The sequence below is a fragment of the Streptomyces misionensis genome (genome assembly GCF_007896895.1).
Classification (GTDB): domain Bacteria; phylum Actinomycetota; class Actinomycetes; order Streptomycetales; family Streptomycetaceae; genus Streptomyces; species Streptomyces misionensis_A.
Genome location: NZ_VOGW01000100.1, coordinates 28257 through 34843 on the forward strand (window position 1 = coordinate 28257; position 6587 = coordinate 34843).

Consider the following 6587-nt stretch of genomic DNA (forward strand, 5'->3'; position numbering starts at 1 on the left):
GCCCCGCGAGGTGAGACCGGCCCGGTGCTGCGGATACCTTTGGGTCGTGCAGCCAGCAAGTGAATCCCCCGAACGGCCGGTCGGACGGCTCCACCGGGCCCGCGCCCTCTACCGGAACGTCTCCAAGCGCAGGACCGCCTGGCTGCTGCTCAAGGACACCGTCAACTCCTGCATGGAGTACCGCATCCTCGGCCTGGCCGCCGAGGCCGCGTTCTTCACGCTGCTGTCCGTGCCGCCGCTGCTGCTGTGCCTCATCGGGCTGCTCGCCTACGTCGACACCTGGACCGGCGCCCACACCATCGGCAGCCTGGAGGCCAACATCCTCGACGCCTCCCGGACCGTCCTGTCCGACAAGGGCGTCAAGGAGATCACCGAACCGATCCTGCACGACGTGATAAAAGGCGGCCGGCCCGACGTCATCTCCCTGGGCTTCCTGTTCGCCCTGTGGTCGGGGTCCCGCGCGGTGAACGTCTTCATCGACACCATCACCGTCATGTACGGCCTCGACGGCGTCCGGGGCATCGTCCGCACCCGGATCATGTCCTTCGTGCTCTTCATCGTGGCGCTGCTGATCGGCTCGGTGGCGCTGCCCCTGATGGTCGCCGGTCCGGACGCGGTGGTACGGGTGGTGCCCTGGTCGGAGACGGTGGTGCAGGTCCTGTACTGGCCGGTCGTCATCGTCCTGTCCATCGTCTTCCTGACCACCCTGTACCACGTCTCCGTGCCGGTGCGCTCGCCCTGGATCGAGGACGTCCCCGGGGCCCTGGTCGCCCTGGCCATGTGGGTGCTCGGCAGCTTCCTGCTGCGCATCTACCTCGTGCACACCATCGAGGGCGCCACGATCTACGGCTCCCTCGCCGCGTCCGTCGCCGTCATGCTGTGGATCGGTGTGTCCGCCTTCGCCGTGCTGGTCGGCGCGGCCGTCAACGCCGCCATCGACCGGGTCTGGCCGGCCGCCGCCACGGCCGCCGCCCGCGAGGCCAACGAGCGGGTGCGCTCGGCCCAGATCGCCGAGTACGTCGCCCGCGCCGCCGCGGCCCGCGAGGCCGACCCGGACCCGGACGACCCGGACATGCCCTCGGAGTTCCCCGAACGCTGGTCCCGCTTCCTGCCGCCCGAGGACGTCACGGCCCGGCTGCGCGCGCACCCGAAGAACGCGCAGGGGCCGGGCAAGGAGAAGAAGGAGCAGGAGCAGGGCAAGGTGAACGGGGAGCAGCCGCACACCCCGGACAACGGGGGCGGGGGCGCGAACGGGAGCGGGGGCGCGCCCTTCCGTCACTGGTGACGTGACCGCGTCGGCCCGCGGGGCCGTACCCTGGCGGCCGTGTACGCGGAGCGGGCGTCCCGGCTGACCGGCGCGGTGGTGTGGACGAACACACCGGCCGCCGTCGGCCCCGTGCTGCCCGACGGCTGCATGGACCTGCTCTGGGACGGGGAACGGCTGCTGGTCGCCGGCCCCGACACCCGGCCCTACCTCCCAGATCCGGAGGGTCCCCGTCACTGGGCGGGCGTCCGCTTCCACCCCGGCACCGCGCCCGCGCTGCTGGGCGTCCCCGCCCACGAACTTCTCGACCGGCGGGTCGAGCTGGCCGGTCTGTGGCCGGCCGCCCGGGTCCGGCGGCTGGGCGACCGGATGGCGGCGGCGGCCGACCCGGCGACCGCCCTGGAGGACATCGCCCTGGACCGGGCCGCCGTGGCGCCGCCCCCCGACCCATGGGTGCACCGGCTGGTACGACGCCTCGACGAGGGGCGCCCGGTCGCCGCCACCGCCGCCGAACTCGGCCTCGGCGCCCGCACCTTGCACCGCCGCTGCCGCGCCGCCTTCGGCTACGGCCCCAAGACCCTGGCCCGGATATTGCGCCTGCGACGGGCACTGGAACTGGCCCGCGCGGGCGTGCCGTACGCCGAGACGGCGGCCCGCGCCGGATACGCGGACCAGTCCCATCTCGCGCGGGACGTCCGGGAGCTGGCGGGCATGCCGCTCGGGCGGCTACTCGGCGGCCGGTAGCGGGGCGTACAGGTCGACGCCGTTGCCGTCGGGGTCGAGCACGGTGGCGTACCGCTGCCCCCAGACGGCGTCCCACGGCTTCAGTTCCCCGCGGTACCCGGCGCCCACCAGGTCCTCGTACCGCGCGTCGACCTCCCGCGGCGAGCCGCACCGGAAGGCGAGCGAGAGGCGGCCCCCGGCGGCAGGCGGGCGCCAGGAGGGGTGGAAGGAACGGACGGTCTCCTCGGTGTCCAGGGCCAGGGTCAGCCCGCCGGGCAGCGCGGCCTCGGCGTGCGGCAGGGTCTCGGCGCCTTCCGGGAACTCCAGTCCGAGGCGGCGGTAGAAGGCGAGCGAGGCGGCCATGTCGGAGGCCACCACGCCGATCAGAGCGAAACGTACGGTCATGCGGCCACCGTAGGAGGCGGCCGCGCGCCGGGTCTTGAAGGAATCGGACACCGAAGCGGAGACCCGCGGGGGCACCGGAACCGGTCCGGACACCCGGGCCGGCCCCGGCGTAGGGCTCAGCCGAAGGTGACCGGCCCCTTGGGCGTGTCCACGGTGAAGGTGAGCGAGACCGGCCCCTCGGCCAGGGCGAGACCGGTGTCCAGGGCCGCGAGCGGGCCGGCCACCTCCTGCGGGCCCGGCGCGGTCGCGGACACCTCCAGCAGCGGGGTGACCGGCAGGCCCGAGGCGGTGGGGTGGCGCGAGTCGCCCCAGTCGATCAGGAACGGCACCAGTCCGGAGGGGTGCGCGTGGTCGCCGCCGGTCAGCCGCCACCGCAGCACCGTGCCGTCCGGGGTGCGGCGGCTCATCGGGTGCGCGGGGCCGGGGTCGTAGCCCCGCGCCCGGGCCCGCGCGATCGCCTCGTCCAGGTCCGGCGGGCTGATCGCCCAGGTCAGCACGCGTGGGCCGGGCAGCCGGTCGACGCCGAACGGCCGCGCCCCGGCGGGCTCCGGCTGCTCCGGGTCCGGGCCGACGATCTCCAGATAGGCCCGGCCGCCCAGCCCCACCAGATGGTTGCGGGTGCCATGGCCGAGGTGCGCGCCGCCGGGCGCGGGCGTCACCCCGGTGCGGCGCGCGAACTCGGCGACGGTCGCGGCCAGATCGGGGGTGGCGAGGACAAGATGGTCCAGATACGCGGGAATGGCGTTCACCCCGTGGGAGGCTACGGTCAACCGCCGCGCCGTTCAAGGCCGTCGCCCGCGCCCGGCCCGCGTCGCCGAGGCCGCCGGACGCGCCGCAGGTCGCACCGGCGGGCGGTGGACGGGCACATGACGGGCACATGGCGGGTGCTCAGGGTCACGGCATGGCCCCGCCACCGCTGCTCCGCACCCGCACCGCCGACCACCGGCACGGCTCCGTCCCGGCCGCCGTCGCCGCCGTCCGCGCCCGGCTCGCCCGCCACCTGCGGCGTCTCCGGGGTGCACGCGGCGGCCTGCACGCAGTACGGATGACCGTACTGCGGCACCCGCCTCGGCGCCCGGTCCGTACGGCACCCCGCCTGCCGGCCGGGCACAGGTGCTGCTGCGCGCCGACGAGACCTCGTACGAGGGCGGCGGGATGGGCGCGGACCATCCGCCGGCCCGGTGCCGCGACCCGGATCTCCTGGCGCGTCCGGACGGCGGACCGGCCCGGGCGGCCGGGCTGACTCAAGGCCCATGACCTTCAAGTGACGTTTCTGCGGTGAACCGGTTGCTCCACCCGAGTGAGTAAAGCCCGCGTAATCAGTCATCAATGCTTTTCTCCAGTCATGCTCTTGGATTGGTAAAGGGCGTTCGGGTGTGGCGGCTCCCGCCGCCGTGCCACCCACCCACAGAAGGAGCCGGACCTTGACTTACGGGAAGAAGCTGCGCGAACGCATCGCCGGGCCCGGGACCACACCGCTGATCGGCGTCTACGACATGTACTCGGCATCGATCGCGGCCAAGCACTACGACGGGATGTTCGTCTCCGGATTCGGGTTCGCGGCCTCGTACTACGGGCTGCCGGACATCGGTTTCATCGCCTGGCCCGACATGGTGGCCTTCGTGCAGCGGCTGCGGGGCGCGTTCCCGCACCACCACCTGCTGGTCGACATCGACGACGGGTACGTCGACCCCGAGGTCGCCTGCCACGTGGTCGAGGGCCTGGAGCGCATCGGCGCCTCCGGCGTCATCCTGGAGGACCAGAAGCGGCCCCGCCGCTGCGGCCATGCCGACGGCAAGCAGGTGCTGCCCCTGGAGGAGTACCTGGAGAAGCTCGACCAGGTCCTGGCGACCCGCAAGGACCTGGTGGTCGTCGCCCGCACCGACGCCACCGACGAGCACGACATCCTGCACCGCGCCGAGCGGCTCGCCGCGACCGACGCCGACGTGGTCCTGGTCGACGGCGTGCGCAGCGTGGAGTGGATCAAGCGGATCCGGACGGTCGTCGGCGACAAGCCGCTGCTGTTCAACCAGATCGCCGGCGGCAAGTCCCCCCGCCTCTCCCTCGGCGAACTCTCCGACCTCGGCGTGGACGTCGCCATCTACAGCACCCCCTGTCTGTTCGCCGCGCACGAGGCGATGGACTCCGCGCTCACCGGGCTGAAGGCCGCCGACGGCCGGCTGCCCGAGGTGGACCCGGCCGGCGGGGTCGGGGTGCAGGCCTCGACCACCCTGCTGGAACGCAACATCGCCCGCGACCGGCTCGCCCCCCAGAGCGTGGGCGTGTGACCGGCGCCCGGGTGGCCCGCGCCCGGGCGGCGGTGGCGCTCGCCGTCGCCTTCCTCGGCGCGGGCGCCGTCCCGGCGGTCGCGGACGACAGCCTGGTCACCCTGGTGGACAACTCGCACGCCGACTCCTGGCTGGAGGTCGACCGCACCGCCAATGTGCAGACCGGCCGGGGAGACGCGGGCAGCGACCACGACGGCAGCGCCGTGGACGCCATCGAGGCCCTCTTCGGCAACCCCCGCCCGTCGGACGAGGGGGACTGACCAGGACTCCCATGGGCCCACGCGGTCGTACGGCCGCGTGCTCGGGGCGGCGACGGCCGGGCACCTCCCGCGCGGGAGGCCGCCCGGCCCTCGTCGTGCCCGGCCGTCCGGGCGCCGGACGGTCCGCTCCGTGGTCTGTGCACCGGAATACATCCGGCCCTCGTATTGCTCTGATGTGGACAGGGCAAAGCGCTTCTGCGAAGGGCTGGTGGGCGATGACGGCAGACCCGGCGGGCCCGGTGGCCGCGACGCCCCACGGGGCGGTCCGCGGCCGGTACGAGGGGGGAATCGCGGTGTTCCGGGGCATCCCGTACGCCGCCCCGCCCTTCGGCCCCCGGCGGTTCCGGCCGCCCGAGCCGCCCGAGCCCTGGGACGGGGTGCGCGACGCGGGCGCGTTCGGCCCGACCGCGCCGAAACCGCCGTACTCCGAGGCCTTCGCCCAGTACCTGTCCGACCCCACCATCCCCGGCGACGACTGCCTCAACCTCAACATATGGACGCCCGAGCCGGGCCCCGGAGCCCGGCTGCCCGTCCTGGTGTGGCTGCACGGCGGCGCGCTGACCCGGGGCTCCTCGGCCGTCCCGGTCTACGACGGCCGCACCTTCGCGCGCGACGGCGTCGTCTTCGTCTCGGTCAACTACCGGCTTGGCGTCGAGGGCTACGGACTGTTCCCGGACGCGCCGCCCAACCCCGGCCTGCGCGACCAGCTCGCCGCGCTGCGCTGGGTGCACGAGGCGATCGGCGCCTTCGGCGGCGACCCCGGCCGCATCACCCTGTGCGGCCAGTCGGCGGGCGCGATCAGCGCCGGCGTCCTGCTCGCCTCGCCCCACACCGACGGCCTGATCCGGCGCGCGGTGCTGCAGAGCGGCGCGCCCGAGGTCTGCGACCGCGACAAGGTACGGCGGATGGTGCGCCGGATGGCCGCCCGGCTGAGGATCCCCGCCACCGCCGAGGCCTTCGCCGCCGTCGACCGCGAGCTGCTGCTGCGCACCCAGGCCGAGGCCGGCCGGCTCGCCGGTCCGGTGCTCGGCGGGCCGGCGTTCGGCGTCGTCGTGGACGGCGACCTCGTGCCCCGCGAGCCGTTCAAGGCCCTGGTCGAGGGCGACGCCGCCCGGGACGTGGACCTGCTGATGGGCTGGACCCGGGACGAGTACCGGCTGTGGCTGGTGCCCGGCGGACTGGTGGAGCACGTCGACCGGCTCGGCGCCGTCGCCCTCGCCGGGGCCATGGCCCGCTGCCACTCCGGCCACGAGGTCCCGCGCGGCTACCGCGCCTTGCACCCCGACGCGGGCGCCGCCGAGACCGTCGGCCAGATGGTCACCGACCACCTGCTGCGCGTCCCGCTGCACCGCCTCGCCGACGCCCGGCCCGCCACCAGCCACCTCTACGAGTTCGCCTGGCCCTCCCTGCGCCCCGGGCTCCGCGCCTGCCACGCCCTGGAGCTGGGCTTCGTGTTCGACTCCGGGGACATTCCCGAGTCGCAGAAGCTGGCCGGGCAGGGCGCGCCGCACGAGCTGTGCGACGAGATGCACGCGGCGTGGGTGCGGTTCGCGACGAGCGGGGACCCCGGCTGGGAGGCGTGGGACGCCTCGCACCCGGTACGCATCTTCGGCGACGGTCCCGCGCATACCGCCTACGGCCCACGGG

7 protein-coding genes are annotated in these 6587 nt (G+C 74.6%); 5 read left to right on the forward strand and 2 right to left on the reverse strand.

Going from position 1 to position 6587, the window contains the following annotated elements; all coding sequences use genetic code 11:
• The first annotated feature begins 46 nt into the window (after positions 1-46).
• Entirely contained in the window at positions 47-1285 is a 1239-nt protein-coding gene (locus FRZ03_RS17195) for a YihY/virulence factor BrkB family protein (RefSeq protein ID WP_261399194.1), read from the forward strand.
• 39 nt (positions 1286-1324) lie between these two features.
• A complete protein-coding gene (locus tag FRZ03_RS17200; RefSeq protein WP_146466040.1) occupies positions 1325-2008 on the forward strand; it encodes a helix-turn-helix transcriptional regulator in 684 nt (227 codons plus the stop codon).
• Here the strand turns inward: FRZ03_RS17200 and FRZ03_RS17205 are convergent.
• Both FRZ03_RS17205 and FRZ03_RS17210 read right to left on the reverse strand, forming a co-directional pair.
• Complete coding sequence (locus FRZ03_RS17205) at positions 1991-2392, reverse strand: VOC family protein (RefSeq protein ID WP_146466041.1); 402 nt, start codon at positions 2390-2392, stop codon at positions 1991-1993. The two genes, FRZ03_RS17200 and FRZ03_RS17205, sit on opposite strands and share 18 nt — an antisense overlap.
• A gap of 116 nt (positions 2393-2508) precedes the next feature.
• On the reverse strand, positions 2509-3141 hold the full coding sequence (locus tag FRZ03_RS17210) for a VOC family protein (RefSeq protein ID WP_146466042.1): 633 nt from the start codon (positions 3139-3141) through the stop codon (positions 2509-2511).
• A 675-nt stretch (positions 3142-3816) separates the two neighbouring features.
• Between FRZ03_RS17210 and FRZ03_RS17220 the strand changes: the two genes are divergently transcribed.
• The 3 genes from FRZ03_RS17220 to FRZ03_RS17230 form a co-directional block, all read left to right on the forward strand.
• Positions 3817-4680: an isocitrate lyase/PEP mutase family protein gene (locus FRZ03_RS17220; RefSeq protein WP_146466043.1), complete on the forward strand. Its 864-nt coding sequence runs from the start codon at positions 3817-3819 to the stop codon at positions 4678-4680.
• Positions 4677-4940 (forward strand): hypothetical protein, encoded by a 264-nt coding sequence (locus tag FRZ03_RS17225; RefSeq protein ID WP_261399198.1) that lies wholly within the window; start codon positions 4677-4679, stop codon positions 4938-4940. Before FRZ03_RS17220 ends, FRZ03_RS17225 begins: the two co-directional genes overlap by 4 nt.
• A 215-nt stretch (positions 4941-5155) precedes the next feature.
• Positions 5156-6587 (forward strand): carboxylesterase/lipase family protein (locus tag FRZ03_RS17230; RefSeq protein WP_186785466.1); only part of this gene is annotated, 1432 nt, incomplete at its 3' end.